The sequence below is a fragment of the Stenotrophomonas sp. YJH_SMC_79 genome, assembly GCF_059367995.1.
This window is the reverse complement of the sequence record NZ_JCAFRK010000003.1, coordinates 1-24,471: the sequence shown is the minus strand read 5'-3', so window position 1 is coordinate 24,471 and position 24,471 is coordinate 1. Positions and strand designations below refer to the sequence as shown.

The 24,471-nt window shown below is 67.3% G+C and carries 17 protein-coding genes and 1 rRNA gene; 9 read left to right on the top strand and 9 right to left on the bottom strand.

The window, feature by feature from the left end; translation table 11 throughout:
- Positions 1–110 precede the first annotated feature (110 nt).
- From AC5P57_RS11225 to AC5P57_RS11215, 3 genes are read left to right on the top strand one after another with little or no spacing between them, the layout of a single operon-like run.
- Positions 111–1,799, top strand: a complete 1,689-nt coding sequence (locus tag AC5P57_RS11225; protein WP_099554348.1) for a molecular chaperone HscC — start codon at positions 111–113, stop codon at positions 1,797–1,799.
- Positions 1,796–3,253, top strand: coding sequence for a J domain-containing protein (locus AC5P57_RS11220; RefSeq protein ID WP_262235556.1), 1,458 nt, complete (start codon positions 1,796–1,798; stop codon positions 3,251–3,253). Before AC5P57_RS11225 ends, AC5P57_RS11220 begins: the two co-directional genes overlap by 4 nt.
- Positions 3,250–4,497, top strand: coding sequence for a J domain-containing protein (locus AC5P57_RS11215; protein WP_262235557.1), 1,248 nt, complete (start codon positions 3,250–3,252; stop codon positions 4,495–4,497). Before AC5P57_RS11220 ends, AC5P57_RS11215 begins: the two co-directional genes overlap by 4 nt.
- An 11-nt stretch (positions 4,498–4,508) precedes the next feature.
- On the opposite strand, the gene AC5P57_RS11210 is transcribed toward AC5P57_RS11215, so the two are convergent.
- From AC5P57_RS11210 to glyQ, 4 genes are all read right to left on the bottom strand, one after another.
- Positions 4,509–8,369, bottom strand: a complete 3,861-nt coding sequence (locus AC5P57_RS11210) for a translocation/assembly module TamB domain-containing protein (protein ID WP_142807080.1) — start codon at positions 8,367–8,369, stop codon at positions 4,509–4,511.
- On the bottom strand, positions 8,366–10,162 hold the full coding sequence (locus AC5P57_RS11205; protein ID WP_099554341.1) for an autotransporter assembly complex protein TamA: 1,797 nt from the start codon (positions 10,160–10,162) through the stop codon (positions 8,366–8,368). Before AC5P57_RS11205 ends, AC5P57_RS11210 begins: the two co-directional genes overlap by 4 nt.
- 256 nt (positions 10,163–10,418) lie before the next feature.
- On the bottom strand, positions 10,419–12,494 hold the full coding sequence (gene glyS, locus AC5P57_RS11200) for a glycine--tRNA ligase subunit beta (RefSeq protein WP_495219579.1): 2,076 nt from the start codon (positions 12,492–12,494) through the stop codon (positions 10,419–10,421).
- Between the two features lie 87 nt (positions 12,495–12,581).
- Complete coding sequence (gene glyQ / locus AC5P57_RS11195; protein ID WP_006403404.1) at positions 12,582–13,493, bottom strand: glycine--tRNA ligase subunit alpha; 912 nt, start codon at positions 13,491–13,493, stop codon at positions 12,582–12,584.
- A gap of 83 nt (positions 13,494–13,576) precedes the next feature.
- On the opposite strand from glyQ, the gene AC5P57_RS11190 reads away from it, so the two are divergent.
- Genes AC5P57_RS11190 through AC5P57_RS11180 form a run of 3 tightly spaced genes read left to right on the top strand, consistent with a single transcriptional unit; the run spans position 13,577 to position 17,092 of the window.
- Complete coding sequence (locus AC5P57_RS11190) at positions 13,577–15,412, top strand: GspE/PulE family protein (RefSeq protein ID WP_099554336.1); 1,836 nt, start codon at positions 13,577–13,579, stop codon at positions 15,410–15,412.
- Positions 15,384–16,130 carry a glutamine amidotransferase gene (locus tag AC5P57_RS11185; RefSeq protein ID WP_033835362.1) on the top strand — a complete coding sequence of 249 codons (747 nt, stop codon included), beginning with the start codon at positions 15,384–15,386 and terminating at the stop codon, positions 16,128–16,130. The genes AC5P57_RS11190 and AC5P57_RS11185 overlap by 29 nt, the downstream gene beginning before the upstream one ends.
- 50 nt (positions 16,131–16,180) lie before the next feature.
- The gene (locus AC5P57_RS11180; protein WP_005411674.1) at positions 16,181–17,092 is read left to right on the top strand and encodes a BPSS1780 family membrane protein; all 912 of its coding nucleotides are present in this window, start codon (positions 16,181–16,183) and stop codon (positions 17,090–17,092) included.
- 109 nt (positions 17,093–17,201) lie between these two features.
- Here AC5P57_RS11180 and tatC read toward each other — a convergent pair whose 3' ends face one another.
- The 4 genes from tatC to AC5P57_RS11160 form a co-directional block, all read right to left on the bottom strand.
- Positions 17,202–17,951 carry a twin-arginine translocase subunit TatC gene (gene tatC / locus AC5P57_RS11175; RefSeq protein ID WP_032128455.1) on the bottom strand — a complete coding sequence of 250 codons (750 nt, stop codon included), beginning with the start codon at positions 17,949–17,951 and terminating at the stop codon, positions 17,202–17,204.
- On the bottom strand, positions 17,948–18,406 hold the full coding sequence (gene tatB / locus AC5P57_RS11170; RefSeq protein ID WP_142807083.1) for a Sec-independent protein translocase protein TatB: 459 nt from the start codon (positions 18,404–18,406) through the stop codon (positions 17,948–17,950). Before tatB ends, tatC begins: the two co-directional genes overlap by 4 nt.
- Positions 18,407–18,421: 15 nt before the next feature.
- Positions 18,422–18,649 (bottom strand): Sec-independent protein translocase subunit TatA, encoded by a 228-nt coding sequence (gene tatA / locus AC5P57_RS11165; RefSeq protein WP_005420453.1) that lies wholly within the window; start codon positions 18,647–18,649, stop codon positions 18,422–18,424.
- Between the two features lie 75 nt (positions 18,650–18,724).
- On the bottom strand, positions 18,725–19,618 hold the full coding sequence (locus AC5P57_RS11160) for a lipid-binding SYLF domain-containing protein (protein ID WP_126928203.1): 894 nt from the start codon (positions 19,616–19,618) through the stop codon (positions 18,725–18,727).
- A 165-nt stretch (positions 19,619–19,783) separates the two neighbouring features.
- Here AC5P57_RS11160 and hemH point away from each other — a divergent pair, with 165 nt between their 5' ends.
- The 3 genes from hemH (at position 19,784) to AC5P57_RS11145 (ending at position 23,993) form a co-directional block, all read left to right on the top strand.
- Positions 19,784–20,746, top strand: coding sequence for a ferrochelatase (gene hemH, locus AC5P57_RS11155; RefSeq protein ID WP_099554330.1), 963 nt, complete (start codon positions 19,784–19,786; stop codon positions 20,744–20,746).
- A complete protein-coding gene (locus tag AC5P57_RS11150) occupies positions 20,743–21,597 on the top strand; it encodes an alpha/beta fold hydrolase (RefSeq protein WP_262235559.1) in 855 nt (284 codons plus the stop codon). Before hemH ends, AC5P57_RS11150 begins: the two co-directional genes overlap by 4 nt.
- Before the next feature lie 290 nt (positions 21,598–21,887).
- On the top strand, positions 21,888–23,993 hold the full coding sequence (locus tag AC5P57_RS11145) for a methyl-accepting chemotaxis protein (RefSeq protein WP_262235560.1): 2,106 nt from the start codon (positions 21,888–21,890) through the stop codon (positions 23,991–23,993).
- A gap of 383 nt (positions 23,994–24,376) precedes the next feature.
- On the opposite strand, the gene rrf is transcribed toward AC5P57_RS11145, so the two are convergent.
- Positions 24,377–24,471, bottom strand: a 5S ribosomal RNA gene (gene rrf / locus AC5P57_RS11140); the annotation flags it as partial.

Genomic DNA, 24,471 nt, shown 5'->3' with positions numbered 1-24,471 from the left:
ACAGAACAGCCCGGGACCATAGCCCGTGGGGCGCTGTCGGGCAACGCCCGATAGTCAGGCTTGCGCCGCGCTCCTAGAATTGCCGTTTTCTGCACATCGGACGTTCGCAGATGATCGTCGGCATCGATCTTGGTACCACCCATTCCCTCATCGGCATGCACACGGCAGCGGGGCCGCAGCTGTTCCCCAATGCCCATGGCGAGCTGTTGACCCCTTCGGTGGTCAGCCTCGTCGATGGTGCCGTACTGGTCGGCCAGCCGGCCCGTGACCGCCTGGTCAGCCATCCTCAGCAGACCGTGGCCCATTTCAAGCGCTGGATGGGCAGCGACCGTGAGACCCGGCTGGGTGAGCGCAGCTTCCGTCCCGAGGAGCTCTCGGCCATGGTCCTGCGCTCGCTGCTGGCCGACGCCGAAGCCGCCCTGGGCCGCAAGGTGGAGGAGGCGGTGATCAGCGTGCCGGCCTATTTCTCCGACGCCCAGCGCAAGGCCACCCGCGCCGCCGGCGAGCTTGCCGGCATCCGCGTCGAGCGCCTGATCAATGAACCCACGGCCGCCGCGCTGGCCTACGGCCTGCAGGAGCGTGACGGCGAAGGCCGCGTGCTGGTGCTGGACCTGGGCGGTGGCACCTTCGACGTCTCCATCCTGGAACTGTTCGACGGCGTGGTCGAAGTGCATGCAAGCGCTGGCGACAATTTCCTGGGCGGCGAGGACTTCCTGCAGGTGCTCGTGCAGGCCTTCCATGCCGACCAGCGCACGTCCGCCAGCGACCTGTCCGCTGCCGAGCAGGCGCAGCTGCTGCGTCGGCTGGAACTGTTCAAGCGCGAACTCAGCCAGAACAGCACTGCCAGTCTGCAGTTGCCCCTGGCCGGCAGTGAACGCCATTGGCAGCTGGATGAAGCACGCTACACCCAGCTCTGCGAGCCACTGCTGCTGCGCATGCGCACGCCCATCGAGCGCGCGATCCGCGACGCCCGGCTCAAGCCCGAGGCGCTGGACGACATCATCCTGGTCGGCGGTGCGGTACGCATGCCGATGGTCAGCAAGCTGGCGACCCGCATGTTCGGCCGGCTACCGCTGCGCCACGTCCATCCGGACCAGGCGATCGCATTGGGTGCCGCCGTTGCCGCAGGACTGAAGGCGCGCGACGAATCGCTGCGCGAGGTCGTGCTGACCGATGTCTGCCCCTACACACTGGGCACGCAGGTGTCCCGCCAGGATGTTTCCGGTGGCGAGCGCAGCGGCTATTTCCACCCGATCATCCAGCGCAACAGCGTCGTGCCGGTCAGCCGCGAGGATCGCTTCTACCCGCTGCACGAGCGGCAAAGTGCCATCCGTATCGACGTGTTCCAAGGCGAGAGCCCGACGGTGGATCGCAACATCAAGCTCGGTGAGCTGACCGTCCCGCTGACCCATTCTGTCCCGATGCAGGAGCGCAGCGTCACCGCCCGCTTTACCTACGACGTGAACGGGCTGCTGCAGGTCGAAGTCACCGAGGACACCACCGGCAAGCGCCACGAGCTCATCCTGGAACAGAATCCCGGGTTGCTGTCACCCGAAGAGATCCAGCAGCGCCTGCGCGCACTGGAAGCGCTGAAGATTCACCCGCGTGACGCCCAGCCCAACCTCGCGGTGATCGCCCGCACCGAGCGCCTGTACGAGGAACGCATCCATCACCGCGAACTGTTGCAGTCGTGGCTGAGCAGCTTCCGCCATGTGCTGGAAAGCCAGGATGCCGTTGCCGTCGAGCGCCATCGCCATCAGCTGGACGAGGCACTCGACACTCTCGAGCGCGACGCATGAGCTGGGCCTTTCACGTCCTGGAGCTGGACGAAACCGCTGACGAGCGCGCGATCAAGCGCGCCTACGCAAAGTGCCTGCGGGTGACGCGTCCCGACGAGGATCCCGTCGCCTTCCAGCACCTGCATGAGGCCTATCAGGCGGCATTGGACTGGGTCCGCCAGGAACCGCTGGCCGATACCGCGGACGAGGCCGAACCGGCGGAGCATGCAGCCGATATCGTCCCCTGGCCGTACGACGTCGACGTGGCATGGGCGCCGCCGGAAACGCGTTCGTACTCACCTCCGTTGCCACCCCGCGGCACGCCTGTGCTGCTGCGCACGGCACCGGTGGTGGAGCTGGAGGGGGTGGTCGATGTACCAGGCCACGCGCAGTTGATCCTGCGCCAGGCCTATCTGTTGCCGGTCTACGACTTCGGCCCCTGGCTGGAGGCCACGCCGGTGCTGTGGTCGCTGCGCTACAAGCCATTGGTGGGTGATGCGCTACTGGATGAACTGGCACGAAGTCACAACGGCATCAGCGCAGCCAACATGGGTCTGCTCGCACGCTGCTTTGGCTGGGATGATGTACACGATGGCGTGGATCCGGACAGGCTGGCATCGATCCAGTCGCGCGGTCATCGACGCTGGGCCGCCGAGACCGGGAATGCGGCGGAGCTGTCGGCACTGCTTGAACGAGAGGGCAGCCTGCGGCTGGGAAAGATCACGGTCAGCCGTTGCCTGAGCTACCTGTCGCAGCCATGGAACCTGCGGCGATCCCTCTGGCAGGCGCAGCTGCCCGAGCACATCAATGAAGTCAACGCACTGCTGGATGCCATCGAGTCGGGGGGAAGGGAACAGGTACCCGAGGCATGGCATCCGCAGCAGATCCTGTTCTGGCGAAGTCTTGCCGACGTCTCCCGGCCCAACCGGTGGCGCTGGCAGGTGAACGCGCTGCGTGGCGTGCTGCTGGGCGTCTGCAGCCTGTTGTTCTTTGGTGGAATCGCAGGTGTCTCGTTGGTCCAGGGAAAGGCGGGCGAAGCCGCGATGTTCGTCCAGCTGGGGGCGCTCTTGGGCCTGCTGCTGGCGGTGATGGGAGTACTGTGGGTGCCTGTTCGCTGGGCGCTGCGCCAACTTACGCTTGACCTCACTCATCAGCGTGCAGGGCTGCTGCTGGCCCTACCGGCGCCGTTGATGGCGATCGGCAGCCTGGTTCTTGTCCATGGCCTGGGCCACCGCATGGAAGGTACGCTGCTGATCTTCATGGCACTGCCCTTGGCGACTGCGCGCCTGTGGCGACGCGTCGGGGCCCGGATGCGGTTCGGAATCCGCCACGCCGTGTTCATGGTGCTTGCCATGCTGATCGCCGAAGCAGGCATCGTTCTCACCCTGCTGCAGTGGGGCGCCGAGTTCCTGCATCGCGCGCGTCGTCACGTGCCGATTGACCGGCTCCCGCCGGCCTCTGGAAACACTGCGTGAAACAGGCGCTGGACGCTCTCGGGCTCGACGCCAGCGCCGACGAACGGGCGATCAAGCGCGTCTACGCGCAGAGACTGCGTGGGGCACGCCCGGACGAAGACCCGGTGGCATTCCAGGCGCTGCACGAGGCTTACCAGGAAGCGCTGCAGTGGGCACGTAACCGCGCGCAATGGCAGGAGGAAAGCAGTGCAGAAGCCCTGTCGATCCCACCTGCAGACAACAGCCCACCCGTCTCATCGCCGCCGTATGACAACCATTCGCCGATGGACCACATGCCGGTGCTGCATCATCCATGCACGCTCGACACCGACATGCCGGACGATGTGGTGGAGCAGTCATTGAACCTGCCCCGGTTTGCGCGCCTGCTGATCAATACCGCGGCCGACGCCGACCCGGCCAGCTTCGAGCGCTGGCTGGCCCATCGTCCGGAGCTGTGGTCATTGGCTGACAGGCCACGCATCGGCGACGTGGTACTGCAGCAGCTGCTGCACCAGGGCGGGCCCCTGTGCGAGTCCAACTTCGATCTGCTCAGCCGGTATTTCTGCTGGGATGAGATCCGGGGTGATATCGATCCCTACCGGGTGCGTGCACGACGCAGCCAGCTGCATCGCCACTGGCTGCTGCAGCCGCGCAACCACGCGGCCCTCACCGAAGCACTGGATCGACCGCAGGACCGCGTGTCCGCACAGGAAGCCCATGCCCGCATGGAACGCTTGACCCGACCGTGGCACTGGCTGCAATCGACGCTGTCGGCCTGCGTGCCCGGGCGCGCAGGCACCATGCGGCGCACGATGCAGCATCTGGGGGTGCACACCGTCCGCGACACGCTGGCGCCACTGGACGCAGATCAGATCGCCTTCTGGATGGCGATATCGCAGCCCAGGCACTTCAGTCTCCTGAAGATGCAGGTGGCGATTGTTCGCTGCCTGCTGGGTGCAATGATCGTGCTGGCGGTTCTGGCAGTTCTGGCACTGCTGGGTGATGCCGCGCGACCGCTTGCGCTCAGCACGTCCGGCATGAAACGCGTGGCGATCCATGCCTCGGTGGTCATCGTGGCCGGCGTCGTCATGCTGGCGACCTTCGTGGGATGGACTCCATCGCGAACGGCGTCCGCGCCAGCCCCCGTCGAACCATCGTCGCCGTCCGATGCACTCGGCATGCTCACGCACGGGCCTCGTCCGCGCAGGCCAGCCCCCTCCTTCGCCGTCGTCAGCCAGATGGACCCCGGCACAGAGGGCGGTTGAGTGGCGGCGGGTTACTTCTCCCGCCGCCAGTTGATCGACCCACGGTTTTCCACCGTGCTCGACTCCACTTCCACGTCGAAGCCACGACGCAGCAGGTACTTCAGCGTGATCACCGAACCGGCACCGACCAGCGACACGCCGTAGCCGACGTACAGCTTGGGCGAGATGTACTTGCCGACGCCGATCACCGAACCACCCAGCGCGCGCGACTGGCTCACGCCGGCGTCGTCCAGGCCCAGCTTGGCACCCAGCTGCGAGGCCAGCAGGCCGCTGCCGGCCGACAGTGCCGCCGAGGCCGCGTTGACCTGCTGGGTCTGGTCGCTGCTGGCCCCGGTCAGGCTGCGGCCCAGCACCAGGTAGGCCAGTGCTTCGGACTGCGACATCGCCGGATCGGACCACACGTCCGCACGCGGCTGCTGCGCACGCCCGGTCACGTCGATGCCGGCGGTGACATCACCGATCCGGCGCTCGGCACGGATGTTGATGCGCGGGTCGGACACCGCGTTGTAGTTCCAGGTGAGGTTGCCGCGGGTGATGGTCAGGTCCTGCCCATACGCCTTGTAGCGGCCACTCACTTCCAGGCCGCCATTGGCGGTCATCTCGCGGCCGGGCTTGGCCCAGACCTGCATCTTGCCGGTCAGCGCGCCCTTCAGGCCGAAGCCGGTCATCTTCACCTTGTCACCAAGGCTGACAACCAGCTCCATGTCCAACGGCGAGGTACGCGACTCTTCCGGATCAGCCGGGTCCAGCACCACCACGTCTTCGGACACCGAGGTGCCACGGTCCAGGCGCTCCAGATCGATGTCGGCCTCGGGCACGTGCACGGTACCGCGCAGTTCCATCGCCGCCTTGGCCAGGGTGAAGTCGAGGTTGGGGTTGGCGACGATGCGCAGCTCACTGGTGTTGGACAGCAGCACGTTGTCGCCGTGGATCTTCAACTGCAGCGGCTGTGCATCACCGAACCACGACAGGCCGCCATCGACATACAGCGTGCCCTGGCCCGAGTTGGCCTGCGCGGTGATCTTGGCCGAACCGTCGGGCTGGGCCACGAAGCTGCCCTTGCCCTGGTCGAAGGTCAGGCCCAGCGCGGGGAATTCGCCCTTGAAGTTGCTCAACTGCGCGTCGCCGCCCAGCGACGGCTGGCCGCGCGTGCCGCGCAGGCTGACGTGGCCTTCGATCAGGCCGGTCGGGCGCACGATGTCCGGCGAGAAAAGCTCCAGCCAGTACAGCCGCGACATGTTGAGATAGAGCTCGCCGTTCAATGGCGCGCTGGCTTCCCAGCCGGTCTGCATCCTGGCATCGACGAAGCCGTTGCCCTGGAAGCCCATGCCCAGATAGCCCTTGATGCTGGCCGGGGTCATGTCGAGCTTGAGCGAGAACTGGTCATAGCGCACCAGCTCGCCGCGGGTGGTGTCCCCCACGGTGTTGCGGTTCTCACCCAGGCGTACGCCGCCTTCCTTCGAGCGTACTTCCACATGGCCTTCCCAGGCATTGCCGCGCGGGCGGATCTGCGCGTCCAGGCTGACATCACCACGCAGGTAGATGCGGCGGCCGGACTGCGGCGGCAACCACGGCTGCACCAGCGCAAGCGGCAGTGCATCACTGCGCACCACCAGGCCCTCGCGCGGCCAGTTGGCCTGTGCGCACAGTGTGCCGCTGCTGGCGGCAGCCAGGCAGGCTTCGCCCAGCGTGTAGTTGCTGCCGTTGATCGCGAACGCCGCCGGTGCACGCAACGACCAGGCATCGCCCTTCACAGGTGCGATGCGCAGCGCGGCCAGCTCGCCGCGCCACTGCGCGCCCTGCTGGCGGACGCTGCCCTGCAGCTCGATCGCGCCCATCTCGTTGCGGGTCTGCGCGGCCAGGCGCAGGTTGGAGACACTGCCCTGCGCATCCACGTTCAAGCGTTCCAGCAGCATGCCGGCATTGACCTGCTGGCCCTGGATCGCCAGCGTGCCGCTGTCGCCGCGCCACGGCAGGTGGCCCTTGATGCTCACGCTCTCGGCGCCGTAGCCGTCCCAGTTGAGGTTGTTGCCGACCAGGTCGGCGGTGATGTCCGGCGCATCGCGCGGGCCCTTCACCTGTACCTGCCCACGCAGGCCGCCATCGGCGCCCGGCAGCAGATCGCTCAGCTGCAGTGGCTCGAAGCGCGCATCGATATCGAGGCGATCACCGACCTTGCCCGAAGCGGTCACCCGGCTGCTGCCCAGCGACAGCTTCAGGTCACCCTGGCCCTGCGCGCCCTGCAGCGCGAACTTGCCCTGCGCATCGAGATTGCGCTGGCGCAGCACGCCCTTCAGCGACGGCAGATCGACGGTGGCTTCCAGCGTGCCGGCGGTGCCCGGCGGCGCGTTTGCCGGCGGCGGCAGCTGGCGGCCCTTGGAGGCCAGGTTGCCGGACAGGCGGCCATTCCAGCCCGGCACGAAATAGCCGGGGTCGAAGTCCTTCAGCGTGGCCTTGGCATCCCAGTCCAGCTGCGGTGCCCACGCCACCTGGCCTTCCACCTGCAGCTGACCACCCGGCGTCTGCGCCTGCAGCTGGTGGATCGACGCGGCCTGATCGTTGCCGCGCACGTCGAAGTGCAGCTGCGCCTTCTGCGCATCGCGCTCGACCTCGGCACGGCCGATCGCGGCCCAGGCCTTCAGGGTACCGGCCAGGCCGAAGCGCGCTTCCTTCAAGGTGACCGGCACCGGTGCACTGCCGGCGGTGTTCGGGTCCGCCGCTGGCACGTAGGTCAGATCATGTGCGACCACCGAGAAGTTGAGCTTCTGCTGGTCTTCCTGGCTGAAATCGGCGGTACCTTCCAGTCGCGCCTCACCGCCAAGGCCCTTCACCAGCAGCGGTGAGACGTTCAGCACCTGGTCCTTCAGCGACACCACCGACGGTGCCAGTTCCAGTTCCTGATCGCCCTGCTTCACCTTGCCACGCAGGTTGGCGTTGCCGCCCTTGCCGGCGGCGGTGAAGTCCAGTGCCAGCGGCGCGATCGCCGAGCTGGCCAGTGCCGGCGACAGCAGCGCCAGATCCAGCTCGTCACTGCGGATGCTGGCGCTCCAGCTCGGATCCGTGCGGCCATCGAACACCAGCATCGCGTGCAGCGGCTTCGGCGCGCGCCCGGCTACGGCCACTTCCATGTGCGACAGGTCACCACGGGCGACCAGACCGACGGTGGCGGCCGTGCGGCCACGCGGCGCCGGCAGCACGGCAGTGACGGTCACGTCGGTGTCGTAGTCCTTGGCCGGGATGTAGCGGCCCTGGGCGGTGAAATTGCCCATGTCGCTGTCCACCACCAGTTTGTGCGCCTGGAACTCGCCGTTGGCGATCTCGATGCCACCGCGCACACGGCTGATGTCGATCACTGGCTCGTTGGCCTGGCTGATGCGGAAGCCATCGATGGCGATGGCATCGGCCTGGATCGCCAACGGCATTTCGATCTGCGGCAGCGAATCCGGCCACGACGGCAGCTTGAAAGGCTCGTCACTCTTGGCCAGGTTCAGCGTCGCGTTGGTCAGCTCCAGCTTGTCCAGCAGCAGCTTGCGGCCCAGCAGCGGGCGCAGGTCCGGCTCCAGGTGCGCGCGTTCTGCATGGAAATGGATGTCGTCGTAGCGGAAGTCGACGTTGTACAGGGTCAGCGGGCCGGCCACAGGGCCTTCCACCTTGTCCCAGGTGAAGCTGGCGCCCACCGGCAGCCGTGCCACCACCTGTGCCAGCAGCACGTCACGGCCGGCCACGGTCTGCAGCAGCCAGTACACCGCCAGCAGGGCCAGCAGCACCAGGCCCAGCACGCCCACACCGGACCAGGCCCAGAAGCGGCGGCGGCGGTAGAAGCGCACGCGCGGCGGCGTGGTCGGGTTCGGAGCGGGTGCGGGCGTACTCACAGGTCCGCTCCGATGTTGAGGTACAGCTGGAACTGCGAATCCGGGTTGTTCAGGCCATGCGCGATATCCACGCGCACCGGGCCCACCGGCGATTTCCAACGCACGCCGAAGCCGACGCCGGTGTGCAGATCAATGGTGTTGTCGAAGGCGCTGCCGGTATCGACGAACACCGCCGCACCCCAGGGGCCGCCATTGAAGTAGTGCTCGTACTCGGCCGAGCCGATCACCAGGTTCTTGGCGCCCAGCGCGTACTTGTCCGGTGCCGGGGTCCGCGGGCCCACCTCGCGATAGGCATAGCCGCGGATGCTGCGGTCACCACCGGCGAAGTAGCGCAGGCTCGGTGGCATCGCCACCAGGTCGCTGGTCCAGGTGGTGCCACCTTCGCCGCGCAGGATCAGGCGGTTGCTTTCGCCCACCGGGATGTACCAGCGCAGCACGGCGTTGGCCTGCACGAAGCTGGTGTCCGAGCCGGCACCTTCGACGCCGGCACGCATCGTCGCGGTACCGCTGATGCCCTTGCGCGGGAACAGTTCGTCATCGACGTTGACGTAGTCGGCCACCAGCTGCGGGTAGACCAGTGTCGAGGTGTTGTAGACCGCGTCGGTGAATTCGGTGCCGGAGGCATAGCGCCAGCGCTCGCGCAGCGCGTTGATCGAGGCGATCGCGGTCCAGTGTTCGTTGATCTCGCCGCTGCGGCTGGCGATCAGCTTGAAGTTGCGCAGGTCGATGTAGTCGGTCTGCTCGTCGTAGGCGCTGGCAGCGAAGGTGTACCAGCCATCAAGCCAGTTGAAGGCCGGAATGCGGTAGCTGGTGACCAGGCTCTTGCGCTTCTGCGCATAGTCCAGCTGCGTGTTCATCTTGTGGCCGCGGTTGTTCAGCCACCGCCGTTCGATGCCACCGCGCACACCCGGGCCACTCTCGCTGCCGTAGCTCAGACCCGCGGTATAGATGGTGCGCTTGGCACGGGTCAGCTTCACATCCACCGGCACTTCGCCGTTCGCATCGGCCTGGTCGGGCCGTGGCTGGATGTCGATCACGCTGAAGTAGTCCAGCTTGGTCAGCGACTCGCGCAGCCGGTCCAGCTTGCCCTCGTGGAAGTAGCTGCCCTGTTCCCAGTACACCAGCGGGTCGAACAGCTTGTCGACGAAGTAATCCTGCTCGAAACGCACCGGCCCCATGTTGTAGCGGCGGCCGCTGTCCCAGGTCAGGTCGATGTCGGCCGCGTTGTCGGCACGGGTGATCTGCACCTGGCGCTGGGTGTAGTCGGCATCGAAATAGCCACGTTCGGCCAGGCGACGGGTGACGGTGATCTTGCTGGCTTCGTACTGCGTGTGCTCGAAACGCTGGCCCTTGCGCGGCTTGAACGCGGCCAGGTCGTCCTGCAGGTACTGGTCGTACATCGCCGGCCCGGTGATGTCGATGTGCTCGCGGCGGACGGTGACCGGGGTGCCCTTGTCGACATGGATCAGCACGCGCACGTGCTCGTCCTCGCGCGGCGCCTCGACCTTGATCACCGGGTTGTAGTACCCGAACGGTTCCAGTGCCTGGCGGGTCTGCCGCTCGGCCTGTGACAGCAGGTACTCCAGGCGCGATTCGCCCTGTTCCTTGCCGATCGTGTCGTACAACGACAGCGATTCCTGGATGTTCTCGATGATTGCGGCGTCGTCGCCCTTGTCCAGTCCCTTGATGTCCACCTTGTCGATGGTGCCGCGCGCGTGGGCCACGGAGGTGGCGGCCAGCGACAGGACCATCAGCGGCAGGGCGTATTTCTTTGGCTGCATGCGGCACAGCATACCGACCGGAGGTGACGATGCGAAATGCATCACGCCATTGGGGATCGGTTGTTAAGTGGCGGTCAAAATACGCGCCTTTGTGGCGATCGTCGTGATCGCAGCCGAGGATGCCGGCATCGTGCGCGATACCGGCGATGACCCCGATGGACATCCGCCGACGGTGATCCGGTAGTGCCGGCCGCTGGCCGGCAATCCACAGGTCGATGCGATGCGCGGTGGCAATGCCGGCCAGCGCCCGACACTACCGATACCGGCGTCAGCTCGACAGATGCTCGATCGCTGCCACCTTGCCCAGGCGCTCGCCCAGCATCGTCAGCAGCGCCAGGCGGTTGCCACGCAGCGCCGGATCCTCGGCATTGACCATCACGCCATCGAAGAAGGCGTCCACCTGCGGGCGCAGGCGGGCCAGGCGTGCCAGCACGGCCACGTAATCCTTCTGGTGCAGGCTGGCGCCGGTGTCGTCGATGGCCGCAGTGACCGCCTCAGCCAGCGCGCGCTCGGCATCTTCCTGCAGCAGTGCCGGGTCGATCTGGGCCGGAATGTCGCCCTCGGCCTTGCGCAGGATATTGCGGATGCGCTTGTTGGCCGCTGCCAGTGCCTCGGCTTCCGGCAGCGCGGCGAAGGTGCCGATCGCATCCAGGCGGCGGTCGAAGTCGTACAGCGAAGCCGGCTTCAGCTCGGCCACCGCGTTGAAGTGCGTGGCCGGCACGCCCTTGTCAGCGTAGTAGCCCTTCAGGCGGTCGAGGATGAAGTCGTACAGTTCACCGACATCGGCCTGCACGTTGCGCGCGGCCAGGCCGGCGTTGGCACTGGCCAGCAGCGCGCGCAGGTCCAGCTCGAAACCGCTTTCGATGATCGTGCGGGCCAGGCCCAGCGCGTTGCGCCGCAGGGCGAACGGGTCCTTGTTGCCGGTCGGCTTCAGGCCTGCGGCAAATCCACCGGCCAGCGTGTCCACGCGCTCGGCGATGGCCAGCACCTTGCCCAGCGGCGACAGCGCGATGTCGTCACCGCCGAAGCGCGGCTGGTAGGCCTCGTCGATGGCCAGCGCCACATCCTGCGATTCACCACCGGTCACGGCGTAGTGGCGGCCGGCGATGCCCTGCAGTTCCGGGAATTCGTTGACCATGCGCGACTGCAGGTCGTTCTTGGCCAGCTGCGCGGCCCGCTTGGCCTGCGCGGCGTCGGCGCCGACCTGGGGTGCGATCACTTCGGCCAGGGCGGCCAAGCGTGCCACCTTGTCGGCCACGCTGCCCAGCTTGGCCTGGTAGGTCACCGTCTTCAGGCCCTCGCCCATCGATACCAGGCCCTGCTTCAGGTCCTCGTCGAAGAAGAACTTGGCATCGGCGAAGCGCGGGCGGATCACGCGCTCGTAGCCCTTGGCCACTTCGGCCACGTCCTTCGATTCGATGTTGGCGATGCCGATGAACTGCTCGGTCAGCTTGCCGCTGTCATCCAGCACCGGGAAGAATTTCTGGTTGATCTCCATCGTCTCGATCAGCGCTTCCTGCGGCACGGCCAGGAACGCACGCTCGAAGCTGCACAGCACCGCCGACGGCCACTCGACCAGGTTGACCACCTGCTCCAGGTTGTCCTCGGTGATGCGGGCGCTGCCGCCGACCTTGGCCGCAGCGGCCTCGACCTCGGCGACGATGCGCGCGCGGCGCTCGCTCGGGTCGACCAGCACGAACGCGGCGCGCAGGGCTTCAACGTAGTCCTGCGGCTGTGCCACCGACACGGCCTGGTCGTGGTGGAAGCGATGGCCACGGCTGACGCGGCCGGCCTGCAGGCCAAACAGCTCGGCTTCGACCACGTTGGCACCGTGCAGCAGCACCAGCCAGTGCGCCGGGCGCGCAAAGCCCCAGGCGTGGTCGCCCCAGCGCATCGGCTTGGGAATCGGCATCGCCGCGATCGCCTCGCGCAGGATCTCCGGCAGCAGGCTGGCGGTGCTCGCGCCCGGGGTCACCGCACGGTGCACGAAGCGCTCACCCTTGTTGTCGGTGGTCTTCTCCAGCGCGGTCCAGTCGATCCCGGCCTTGGCGGCGAAGCCCTGCAGGGCCTTGGTCGGCTGGCCTTCGGCGTCCAGCGCGATGTTCAGGTACGGGCCCAGCACTTCGCTGTGCTGTTCCGGCTGTTCCAGGCCGACGCCCGGCAGCAGCACGGCCAGCCGGCGCGGGGTCGACAACGGGCGCGCATCGCCCAGTTCCAGCGCGACACCGCGCTTGCGCAGGCCTTCGACAACACCGTCGAAGAACGCCTGGGCCAGGCCCGGCAGCGCCTTGACCGGCAGCTCCTCGGTGCCCAGTTCGATCAGCAGGGGGGACAGTTGGCTCATCGGTTCGATCCTGTGGTGGGGGCGCAGCGCGCAACGCGTCCGGCGCCCCGGGTAGTTGATGAAAAGCGGGTCGGTGCGGGAGGGCCGTCAGGCCTTCTTCGCACCCGGGAAGCCCAGCTTCTCGCGCTGCTCGTAGTAGGCCTTGGCCACCGCCTGGGCCAGCGCGCGCACGCGCAGGATGTAGCGCTGGCGCTCGGTCACGCTGATCGCGCGGCGCGCATCGAGCAGGTTGAAGGTGTGACTGGCCTTCATCACCTGCTCGTAGGCCGGCAGCGGCAGGTTCACTTCCACCAGCTTCTGCGCTTCACGCTCGCAGGCGTCGAAACGGTGGAACATTTCTTCCACGTCGGCGTATTCGAAGTTGTAGGTGCTCTGCTCCACCTCGTTCTGGTGGTAGACGTCACCGTAGGTCACCGGCTGGCCGTCCGGGCCATAGGTCCAGACCAGGTCGTAGACGTTGTCGCAGTTCTGCAGGTACATGCACAGGCGCTCGAGACCATAGGTGATCTCGCCCAGCACCGGGCGGCACTCCAGGCCACCGGCCTGCTGGAAGTAGGTGAACTGGGTCACCTCCATGCCGTTGAGCCAGACTTCCCAGCCCAGGCCCCAGGCGCCCAGGGTCGGCGATTCCCAGTTGTCCTCGACGAAGCGCAGGTCGTGCACCAGCGGATCGATGCCCAGCGCCTTCAGCGAATCCAGGTACAGCTGCTGGATGTTGTCCGGCGCCGGCTTCATCGCCACCTGGTACTGGTAGTAGCGCTGCAGGCGGTTCGGGTTCTCGCCGTAGCGGCCGTCGGTCGGGCGGCGCGAGGGCTGCACGTAGGCCGCGTTCCAGCTTTCCGGACCGATCGCGCGCAGGAAGGTGGCCGGGTGGAAGGTACCGGCGCCCACCTCCAGGTCGAGCGGCTGGATGAGCACGCAGCCCTGCTGGGCCCAGAACTGGTTCAGGGTCTGGATCAGGCCCTGGAAGGTGATCGGAACGGTCGGGGTCGCGGACATGCGTACGAGTCTTGGCCGGCAAGGGGGTGCGTTAGTATAACGGCCGACCTGCGGGGCATTCCGTACCCGGGAGGAGCAGGCAGATGGAACATCGGCTGCCGGTGGGCACGCCCGGCGAGCGAGGCGGCACCACGCTGCCGTGGGGCCGCCTGCAGTTCGAGCAGATTGCCGCAGCCTTGGTCGCCGATGACCTGGTGGCCGAGCAGGACCGCGAGCGCATGCGGTTTTCCGCACAGGGCGCGCGCAATGCCAGTGAAGTGCACCCGCTGGTGCTGCTGTCCAACCTCAAGCTGGCCGCCACCGGCGGTGGCGAGCTGACCCTGGAACGCCTCACCGAGTGGCTGGCCCAGCGTACCGGCAGCCGCTACCTGCGCATCGACCCGACCCGGGTGGACGTCGCTGCGGTCACCGCGCTGGTGTCGCATGCCTACGCCCGCCGCCACCGCTTCCTGCCATTGGCGGTGGATGCCGAGCGCGTGCTGGTAGCCACCAGCGAGCCGCTGGTGCAGGAATGGCGTCGTGACCTGCAGCACCTGACCCGCCGCCGCATCGAGCTGGCGGTGGTCAATCCGCTGGACCTGCACCGCTACACCATGGAGTTCTACGGGGTGACCCGTTCGGTGCGCGGCGCCCGTGGCGACGTGCGCGGCGAGGCCAGCACCACCCTGCCCAGCTTCGAGCAGCTGGTGGAGCTGGGCCGCACCGGCGACGTCAATGCCGACGACCAGCACATCGTGCACATCGTCGACTGGCTGCTGCAGTACGCCTACGAGCAGCGCGCCTCGGACATCCACCTGGAGCCGCGCCGCGAGATGGGGCGCATGCGCTTCCGCATCGACGGCGTGCTGCACAAGGTGTTCGAGGTACCGCCGGCAGTGATGACCGCCGTGGTCAGCCGCATCAAGGTGCTCGGCCGCATGGACCTGGCCGAACGTCGGCGCCCGCAGGATGGCCGCATCAAGACCCGCTCGCCGGGTGGCCGCGAGGTCGAAATGCGCCTGTCGACCATGCCCACCGCCTTCGGCGAGAAGTGCGTGATGCGCATCTTCGACCCGGATGCCGCGTTCAAGAGCATCGACCAGCTCGGTTTCAGCCCACAGGAGGCCGCTGGCTGGAATGCGCTGGTCGAGCGCCCGCACGGCATCGTGCTGGTCACCGGCCCGACCGGCTCGGGCAAGACCACCACCCTGTATTCCACGCTGAAGCGGCTGGCCACGCCGGACGTGAACGTGTGCACGGTGGAGGACCCGATCGAAATGATCGCGCCCGAGTTCAACCAGATGCAGGTGCAGACCAATATCGACCTGGACTTTGCCAGCGGCGTGCGCACCCTGCTGCGGCAGGACCCGGACATCATCATGATCGGCGAGATCCGCGACCTGGAAACCGCGCAGATGGCGGTACAGGCCTCGCTGACCGGCCATCTGGTGCTGTCCACCCTGCATACCAACGACGCTCCCTCGGCGGTCACCCGACTGCTCGACCTGGGCGTGCCGCACTACCTGCTGGCCAGCACCCTCAATGGCATCCTCGCCCAGCGCCTGGTCCGCACGCTGTGCCCGCACTGCAAGCAGCCGCACAGCCTCGGTGCTGCCGACTGGGCGGTGCTGGCTGATAGCCATGCCGCATATCCAGATGCCGCCACGCCCTGTCGGCCGGTCGGTTGCCTGGAGTGCCGGCGCACCGGATTCCTCGGCCGCATCGGGCTGTATGAGTTGCTGCCATTGGGCTCGCGGCTGCGCGGGCAGATCCGCGCCGACATGGATCTGGCCGGTTTCAGCCGTGCCGCACGGGCTGAAGGGCTGCGAACCCTGCGCCAGGCCGGGCTTGAAAAGGTGGCGCAGGGGCTGACTACAATCGAGGAAGTCCTGTCAGTCCTGCCGCCCCCGGATGAACCCAGCCCCGTTCCTGATCCTTGAAACCGGCCGCCCGGTACCGTCGCTGCGCCGCTACGGGCGCTTTCCGCACTGGATCCGCGTCGCCGCCGGGCTGGAAGAACACGAGACCGTGGTGGTCGATGTCGAGCACGGTGGCGCTCTGCCCGATCCGCACGCCTTCGCCGGCGTGCTGGTGACCGGCTCGGCCGCCTTCGTCACCGACCATGCCGACTGGAGCGAGCGCAGCGCCGCGTGGCTGCGCCAGACCGCCCACGACGACCTGCCAGTGTTCGGCATCTGCTACGGCCATCAGCTGCTGGCGCATGCGCTGGGGGGTGAGGTGGCGTACAACCCGGCCGGCCGCGAGTCCGGCACCATCGAACTGGAACTGCAGCCGCAGGCCGCGCAGGACCCGCTGTTCCAGGGCCTGCCGCAGCACTTTGCCGCCCACGCCACCCACCTGCAGACCGTGCTGCGCGCGCCCGACGGCGCCGAGGTGCTGGCCCGGTCGCCGCTGGACGGCTGCCACGCCTTCCGCTGGGGGCGCCAGGCCTGGGGCGTGCAGTTCCATCCGGAGTTCGCCACCCACCATATGCGTGGCTACGTGCGTGCCCGCGCCGACTGCATCGGCCGCCATGGCGGCTGCGCCCGCAGCATCGAGCGCGCGGTCAGTGCCGCGCCGCTGGCCCGCCAGCTGTTGCGGCGCTTCGTCCGCCAGGCACGGCTGTCTTCAGCCCAGCCGGCGGCAAAACAGGGATAATCGGCGGCACGGGCAGCCGCCCGGCCCCCTCCTGTCCTTCCCGGATGTCCATGAAAGAGATTCGCAAGCTGCCGGCTTCGGCGGGCGCCCAGTGGTTGCTGGATACGTTCTCGCTGTACCGGCGTGCGCCGCTGCAGCTGGCCCGGATCGGCCTGACCTGGCTGCTGGTGAGCTGGGTGGTCACGCTGTTGTCGACGCTGATTCCCGGCGCCGCCGGCATGGCCGTGCAGCTGATGACGCTGGCCATCTCACCGATCATGTTCGGCGGCATGCTGTATGCCGTGGGCGAAATCGATGAAGGCCGCCCGGGCCTGGCCTCGCACCTGCTGCAGCCGATCCGCGACCACCGCGTCAGCCACCTGCTGGTGCCGCTGGCGATCCAGGTGCTGGCGGTGCTGCTGCTGGGCGCGCTGCTGTTCCTGATGATCGGCCGCGAGGGCTTCACCGCCTTCAGCGAGGTCATGACCAAGATGGAAGAGATCAGCCGCAGTGGCCAGCAGATCAAGCCGGACGATGCCGCCGCGCTGGTCGCCAACCTGCCGGCCAAGCGCATCGCGCTGTGGATGCTGCTGGTGTTCCTGAGTGCGGTCGCGCTGTCGCTGGCGATGTTCACCCAGCCCGCGCTGGTGGTGTTCGACAAGCAGAGCGGCATGCACGCGCTGCGCCTGAGCCTGCAGGGCTGCATCGAGAACATCGGCGCGATGATCGTGTTCGCCGCACTCGGCCTGATCGCCGCGTTCTGCATGTACATCCTGTTCGTGATCGTGATCCAGATCGCGATGCTGATCGGTGGCCCGCTGGCCGCCGCCTTCATCGCCCAGCTGGTGCTGACCACGGTGCTGATGCCGCTGTATGTCGGCGCGGTCTACGCCGCATGGAAGCAGATGTTCGTGCACCGCGGCAGCCGCGCGGCGCCGCCGATTCCGACCACGCCGACCTCGAGCGACGTGTTCCACGCCTGACGGAACTCAGGTAGATCCACGCCATGCGTGGATAGAAAAGGGGACGGAGGGGATTAAGTCGTTAGCCGCACAGTGGCACAAACGACTTAATCCCCTCCGTCCCCTTTTTTCAGGCAGCGGGCTTCTTCACTACCGACGATGGCACCAGCCAGCGTGCGGCGTGGATGCCCAGCTCGTACAGCAGGCACATCGGGATCGCCAGCATCAGCTGCGAGACCACGTCCGGCGGGGTCAGCACCGCCGCGACCACGAAGATGCCGACGATCGCGTAACCACGACCTTCCTTGAACTGCTGCGGCGTCACCCAGCCCAGCAGCACCAGGATCACCATCGCCACCGGCAGTTCGAAGCTGCCGCCGAAGGCGAAGAAGATCGCCAGCACGAAGTCCAGGTAGGCGTTCGCATCCGGGGTGATCGCGATCACGTCCGGGCTGAAGGTGGTGAGGAAGTGGAATACCGCCGGCAGCACCAGGAAGTAGGCGAAGGCACAGCCGGCGTAGAACAGCAGCACCGACGACACCAGCAGCGGCACCGCCAGGCGCTTCTCACGCGCATACAGGCCCGGCGCGACGAACGCCCACAGCTGGTACAGCAGCCACGGCACCGCCACGAACAACGCGACGAAGAAGGTCAGCTTCAGCGGCGCGAAGAAGGCACCTGCCGGATTGGTGGCGATCATCGTCTGCCCGTTCGGCAGCTGCGAGACCAGTGGTTCGGCCAGTGCGTTGTACAGCTTCTGGGTGAACGGCAGCAGCGCCAGCAGCACCACGCCCAGGCCCAACAGTGCGCGCACCAGACGGCCGCGCAGTTCCACCAGGTGTTCGACCAGCGAGCTCTCGCCGAAATCCTGTTCACTCATGGCTGGCGCTCCGTGCTCTGCGCCGGCGGCGCACCGGCTTCAGGGGGTGTCGCCGGCGTCGGCTCGGGAGCAACGCTCTCTTGCGTCGGTTCAACGGCATCGGGCGCGGCACTCATGTGCGGCGGTAGATCCGCTGGTGCCGGTGCACGGACTTCCTGCACCAGATCATCACCCTGCTGCTGCGCCTGCTGGGCTTCGCGACGGATCGCTTCGCCGCTGGCGCGCAGCTGGTTCTCGGTGTCCTGCATGCCCTGGCGCACGTCCTGCATCTGCCGCTTGATGTCCTCGGCCTGCAGTTCGCGCTCCAGTTCCTGTTTCACCGAATCCCACTGATTGCGGGCACGACGCACCCACAGGCCGGCGAAGCGGGCCGCCTTGGGCAGGCGCTCGGGACCGAGCACCACCAGGGCGACCACTGCAATCACCAGCAGTTCGCTGAAGCCGATATCGAACACCGCAACCGCTCCGGATCAGCGAGCGTTACGGTCGTGCTCGTCCTGCGCGGTGCGCGAGGCGTCCTGGCTGCGCGACTCATCGCCCAGCTGCGCGTTCGGCTTGTCCTCGTCGCGCATGCCCTTCTTGAATTCCTTGACCGCCGAACCGAGATCCTTGGCGCCGCTGGTCAGGCGCTTGGTGCCGAACACCAGCAGGACGATGGCCAGCACGACCAACCAATGCCAGATGCTGAAACTGCCCATAAAGACGCTCGTTACGTTAGTGATCAGGCTGTCGAGCATAGCGCACCGGGTGTTAGCCGGCGCGCGTGACGAAAGTCAGTTTCCGCCCAGCGTTTCCGTGCGGATTTCGCCGTCGTTGACCGGCTGGAAGCCCTGCTGCTGCGGCGGCGGGGTCTGCGGCACGTTCTGCAGCGGCGCGGTGGTGGCTTCGGCTGGGGCGGCCGGCGCTGCCTGAACAGGCGCCGGAGCAACCGCCGGGGCCGCTGCCGGGCGCGGGGCGCTGCCGCCGTTACCGCTGCGGTTGTTGCGCGCGGCGTAGGTGGCCTCTTCCAGACGGTCGCGGAACGTGACCACATCCATCGACGGCGAACCGGCGGCGCGGCCTTCGAAGATCATGCGCGGCGTGGTGTTGCTGCCGTAGGCGTCCAGATTGGCGGCATCATCGATCTGCAGCACCGCACCATCCAGGGCAACGCCAGCAAACAGACCGCGGGCGCGCGACCAGGACCAGATCTCGGCCTTCAGCTGGCCGTCGGTGGCAGCGGCGGCATTGCGGCCGACCGGGCCGGCGGCGACACCGGCATCGGCGCCCAGCGTGAACTTGCCGTTGACCAGGTTGTCCAGGCTGCGGTCGTTGCGGAACACCAGCACCACATCGGAGGACTGCACGCCGGCCTGGAAGCCGATGCTGCCGCCAGTGAGCTTCACGAACACCGGATTGGACCAGGCACCATTGGGCATGCGTACCGACATCAGGCCATGGCCACGACGACCGCCAATGACCAGACCGGCCTTGATCGTGTCGGGAATGACGATGACCGCGCGGCCTTCGTCGAGCAATTTGTCCGGAATGCCCTGTTCAGGGATTTCCTGGATTTCAGCCAGCACGCGCACGGCATTGCGGGCACGCTGGTCTTCCTGCGGTCCGGCCATGGCCTGGCTGGACAGCAGGCTGGCGGCGATCAGCAGGGCTTGGATCGGGCGACGCATGGCAGGCTCCAGAAGTCAGTCCATAGGAAGATATAGCAAGTGACTGAAATTAGTAGTGTTGTCATGAATCCCCAATGAGCGTTCCCTGCTCACATTGATGCGCGCTATGCCTGCAATCCGAACCCTGCATCCCGGCGCGGCACCGGATCGGCGACAATACCGCTCATGCTCGACGCACCCGATACCGCCGTGCTGGCGGTCAACCTAGGCACGCCCGAGACGCCGACGGCCCCCGCCGTACGCCGTTACCTGGCTGAATTCCTGTCCGACCCCCGCGTGGTCTCGATCCCGGCATTGCTCTGGCAGCCGCTGCTGCGTGGACTGATCCTGCCGCTGCGCAGCAGCCGTTCAGCGGCCAAGTACGCCCAGGTCTGGCTGCCGGAGGGCTCTCCACTGATGGTGCATACGCGCCAGCTGGCGCAGGCCATGCAAGCGCTGTTGCCGACCCTGAAGGTTCGCCATGCAATGCGCTATGGCGAACCGGCGCTGGCCAGCGAGCTCGACCGCCTGGCGGCCGACGGTGCGCGCCGCATCGTGGTGCTGCCGCTGTACCCGCAGTACTCCACCACCACCACCGCCTCGGTCGAAGACCGCGTCGATGCCTGGCAGCGCCGCAATCCGGGCATGACCGTGAGCCTGGTGCGCGACTATTCGGTCGATCCGGGCTGGGTCGACGCCGTTGCCGGCTCGATCCGCCGCTACTGGGAACAGCACGGTCGCGGCCAGAAACTGATGTTCTCCTTCCACGGCATCCCGCAGCGCCTGGCCGATGCAGGCGATCCGTATCCGCAGCGCTGCGAGGCCAGTGCGCAGGCCATCGCCAAGGCTCTGGGCCTGGGCAGGGACGAGTGGCAGATGGGTTACCAGTCGCGTTTCGGCCGCGAGCGCTGGCTGCAGCCCTATGCCGAGCCCAGCCTGTGGGCGCTGGCCGAATCCGGTGTGAAGCAGATCGATGTGGTCTGCCCCGGCTTCGCCACCGATTGCCTGGAGACGCTGGAAGAGGTCGCGATGGGCTTCACCGAAACGCTGGCCGAGCGCGGCGCGACGATGCGCTACATCCCCTGCCTCAACGCCGAACCGGAGCACGCACGTGCGCTTGCGCGGCTGGCCGTGGCCTCGCTGGCATGAGTCTGCAACCGTTTGAACTGGAGGTCGGTGGCGCGCGCGTCGCCGGCCTGCGCAACCACGGCGACGGCCCGCGCGTACTGGCCCTGCACGGCTGGCTCGACAACGCGGCCAGCTTCGTGCCGCTGGCGTCGCATCTGTCGTCGTTGCAGCTGGTTGCCATCGACCTGCCCGGCCATGGCCACAGTGCGCATCTGCCGGCCGGTGCCAGCTACACGACCGCAGCCGCGATCTGCCACGTGCTCGATGTTGCTGATGCACTGGGCTGGGACCGCTTCAACCTGCTCGGCCATTCGATGGGCGCCGGCATCGCCAGCCTTACCGCCTCGGTCAGTGATCGCGTGGAGCGGCTGGTGGCGATCGAAGCGCTCGGCGGCCTGCGCGGTCCGGAGGAAGAAACCGCGCATCGCCTGCGCGAGCATGTAAATGCCACGCGTGGGCTGTCACGCAAGCAGCTGCGCGTGTTCCCCGACCTCTCCGCGCCGATCCGCGCGCGGATGATGACCAACCAGCTCAGCGAACGCTGTGCACGGCTGCTGGTCGAGCGCGGCGTGGAACCGGTCGAGGGTGGCTACCGCTGGTGCAGCGATCCGCGCCTGATGCTTCCCACCGCGATCCGCCTGAGCGAAGGGCAGATCGACAACCTGCTGCAGGCCATCGCCTGCCCGACGCAGGTGATCTATGCCACGCCGGCACAGTCCTACTATCCCGAGCCGATGCGCAGCGATCGCCTGCAGCACCTGCGCGATGGGCGATTGGCAGTGTTTGCCGGCAACCATCACCTGCACATGGAAGATCCGGAACAGATCGCAGAAGTGATCCTGAACTTCTTCAACAACGACAACGCCGGCTGAGTCGCGGCGTCCGCGCACTTCACTCTGCGCAGTTGCGGCCGATACATCAGTTGCGGGCCTCTGCGCCTGCAGCACGCAGGCCCGGTCGGGCCTGCGGCGTGTGTCTGGTTCTGCAAGGAAGTCCGCATGCCCGCTCCATTGCACCGTCACCCACAGGATGTGGTCACGGCGCCCCGTCTGCGCGACGTTGATTGCGTCGCATTCCCCGAATTCCCGGTCCATGCCCTGGCCACGCACTCCTGCGTGCGTCTCCGCGTGGCCGTTGTCGTCTGCTGATCCAGGAGTCGCCGATGTCCGTTGCATTCTCCCGCCCCCCCGATACCGCTCGCCTGCCGCACCTGCAGCAGCTCGCCCGCCGCGCTGATCGCCGCCTGCTGATCTGCAGCGCAGCACTGGGCCTGGCCGGCCTGGTGCTGGCCCTGCGTGGCCCGCAGGTCGTGGCCGCTGCGTTGGTCGCTGCGGCGGTGCCGCCCGCGTTGTGGCTGGCAGGTCCGCTGGCGGGCCGCGGTATCGCCAGCGGCGGTCTGGCGATCCTGTTGTCGCTGCAGCTGGCCCTGCTGTGCGCGATCGTCGGCCTGTCACCGGCGTTGCCGATCGCCCTGCTGCTGGGCGTGCTGCTGGGTCACCGCGATCGTCTTCCGGTGTGGCTGGCCGGAGGGGTCGGCACACTCGCACTGCTGGCCCCGTTGCTGAGCGGTGCCACAGTGTGGCCGACACTGCTGCAGGCCGGCATGTTCGCGGGCCTGACCCTGTCCCTCGGCCAGGTCGCACTGCGGCTTCGCCAGCAGACGGAGACACTTGGCCATGGCCCGCGTCGCCTTGCCGCGCTGGCACGCGATATCGCCACCGGTGCCGATCTTGGTGCACATGCCGACACCAGCGCCTATGCACCGGGTTCACTGGCCCACGCCCTGGCCGACACTGCACGCCACGTGCAGGCCCAGCGTGGACGCGAGGCGGCGGCGCATGCCGAGAACGCACAGATCCGCCAGGCGCTGGATGCCTCGCGCACCGCGATGATGATCGCCGACAACGACCATGTGATCCGCTATGTAAACCGCTCGGTGGTGGCCCTGCTGCGCAATCAGCAGGCAACGTTGCGACAGGCTTTCCCCGATTTCGACGCCGAGCGCCTGGTCGGCAGCAGCATCCATCGCTTCCACGCCAATCCGGACCGCATCCGCGCCATCCTCAATGGCCTGCAGGTCACGCACAACGGCAAGGTACAGATCGGCCCGGTGCACTTCGCGCAGGTGGTCACGCCGGTGTTCGACGCCCAGGGCGTGCGCCTGGGCTTTGCCGTGGAGTGGCATGACCGGACCCACGAACTCACCCTGGAGAACGCCGTGGCCGGCATCGTCGCTGCGGCCGCCGCCGGTGATCTCGAGCAGCGCCTGCAGGCGACCGAAGGCGCCAGCTTCCTCGACGGCCTCACGGGAGGCATCAACCAGCTGCTCGATACGCTGGGCAGCACCGTCGATGAAGTGCGGCAGATGCTCTCGGCGCTGGCCAACGGCGATCTGGACCGGCGCATGCGCGGCGAGTATCACGGCGCCTTCGCGGCCATCCAGCGCGATGCAAACGCCACGGCAGGCCAGTTGGCGCGCATGGTGGGCCGCATCCAGCAGTGCGCTTCTTCGATCAGTACGGCGGCCAACGAAATTGCTGCTGGCAACGGTGCCCTGTCCGAGCGTAGCGAACGCCAGGCCGCGCACCTCCAGGAAACCGCGGCATCAATGGAGGAGCTGACCGCCACCGTGCGCCAGAACGCCGCCCATGCGCGTGAGGCCAGCGCGCTGGCGGCCTCCACGCAGAATGCCGCCGGTGATGGCAATACGGCCATGCAGCGGGTCGTCGACACCATGCAGGCCATCGAGGGCGCGTCGAAGCGGATCGGCGACATCACCGGCGTCATCGACGGCATCGCCTTCCAGACCAACATCCTTGCGCTCAACGCAGCAGTGGAAGCGGCGCGCGCCGGCGAGCAGGGCCGTGGCTTCGCCGTGGTGGCCAGTGAAGTGCGAGTGCTGGCACAGCGTTCGGCGGCGGCAGCCCAGGAGATCAAGAAGCTGATCGACGAGGCCGGCCGGCAGGTGGGCGAAGGTGCCCAGCTGGTGGCGGATGCCGGCCAACGCATGCAGGGGATCGTCGGCGGGGTGGAGAACGTCAGCCATCTGATGCGCGAGATATCCGCGGCGTCGCAGGAACAGTCGATCGGTATCGAGCAGATCAACCAGACCGTGGTGCAGATGGACCAGGCCACGCAGCAGAATGCTGCGCTGGTGGAGGAAGCGACTGCCGCAGCACGCGAGCTGCAGTCGCAGGCGGGAACGCTGGACGATGCAGTTTCGGTGTTCCGTCGGCAGGAGTCGCAGGACGTGGCGCTGGTCGCCTGATCTCGGCCTTCAACACGATCCATGTGAAGACGGCGCCCGCAGGGCGCCGTCTTTTTTTGCGTGTTCTGCGTGATGGGTCACGCGATACAGCTGCCGACCTCTTGGTTACCGCTGTAGCGCCTCGCAGAGTGCATCCACGCATGGCGTGGATCTACCTGGTAGTGCCGGCCGCTGGCCGGCAAACGATCGCTGTGTGCGCCTGCTGTTGGTAGCGGCCAACCTTGGTTGGCGCCGCTGTTCCTCGCAGGGGGTATTCACGGATGGCGTGGATCTACCGGGCGATGTAACACCATCGGGTTGCCGGCCGACGGCCGGCACTACCCGCCGTTTCCTGCGTACAAAGAAAAACCCCGCTGCGTGAGCAGCGGGGTTTTGGGTGTAAACCCTGGCGATGACCTACTCTCGCATGGCTTGAGCCACACTACCATCGGCGCAGCTGCGTTTCACTTCCGAGTTCGGGATGGGATCGGGTGGTTCC

Coding starts and splice junctions, on each gene's coding strand:
- AC5P57_RS11225 (WP_099554348.1), top strand. CDS start 111: ATGATCGTCGGCATCGATCTTGGTACCACCCATTCCCTCATCGGCATG.
- AC5P57_RS11220 (WP_262235556.1), top strand. CDS start 1,796: ATGAGCTGGGCCTTTCACGTCCTGGAGCTGGACGAAACCGCTGACGAG.
- AC5P57_RS11205 (WP_099554341.1), bottom strand. CDS start 10,162: ATGCTGTGCCGCATGCAGCCAAAGAAATACGCCCTGCCGCTGATGGTC.
- glyS (WP_495219579.1), bottom strand. CDS start 12,494: ATGAGCCAACTGTCCCCCCTGCTGATCGAACTGGGCACCGAGGAGCTG.
- glyQ (WP_006403404.1), bottom strand. CDS start 13,493: ATGTCCGCGACCCCGACCGTTCCGATCACCTTCCAGGGCCTGATCCAG.
- AC5P57_RS11190 (WP_099554336.1), top strand. CDS start 13,577: ATGGAACATCGGCTGCCGGTGGGCACGCCCGGCGAGCGAGGCGGCACC.
- AC5P57_RS11185 (WP_033835362.1), top strand. CDS start 15,384: ATGAACCCAGCCCCGTTCCTGATCCTTGAAACCGGCCGCCCGGTACCG.
- AC5P57_RS11180 (WP_005411674.1), top strand. CDS start 16,181: ATGAAAGAGATTCGCAAGCTGCCGGCTTCGGCGGGCGCCCAGTGGTTG.
- tatC (WP_032128455.1), bottom strand. CDS start 17,951: ATGAGTGAACAGGATTTCGGCGAGAGCTCGCTGGTCGAACACCTGGTG.
- tatA (WP_005420453.1), bottom strand. CDS start 18,649: ATGGGCAGTTTCAGCATCTGGCATTGGTTGGTCGTGCTGGCCATCGTC.
- AC5P57_RS11160 (WP_126928203.1), bottom strand. CDS start 19,618: ATGCGTCGCCCGATCCAAGCCCTGCTGATCGCCGCCAGCCTGCTGTCC.
- hemH (WP_099554330.1), top strand. CDS start 19,784: ATGCTCGACGCACCCGATACCGCCGTGCTGGCGGTCAACCTAGGCACG.
- AC5P57_RS11150 (WP_262235559.1), top strand. CDS start 20,743: ATGAGTCTGCAACCGTTTGAACTGGAGGTCGGTGGCGCGCGCGTCGCC.
- AC5P57_RS11145 (WP_262235560.1), top strand. CDS start 21,888: ATGTCCGTTGCATTCTCCCGCCCCCCCGATACCGCTCGCCTGCCGCAC.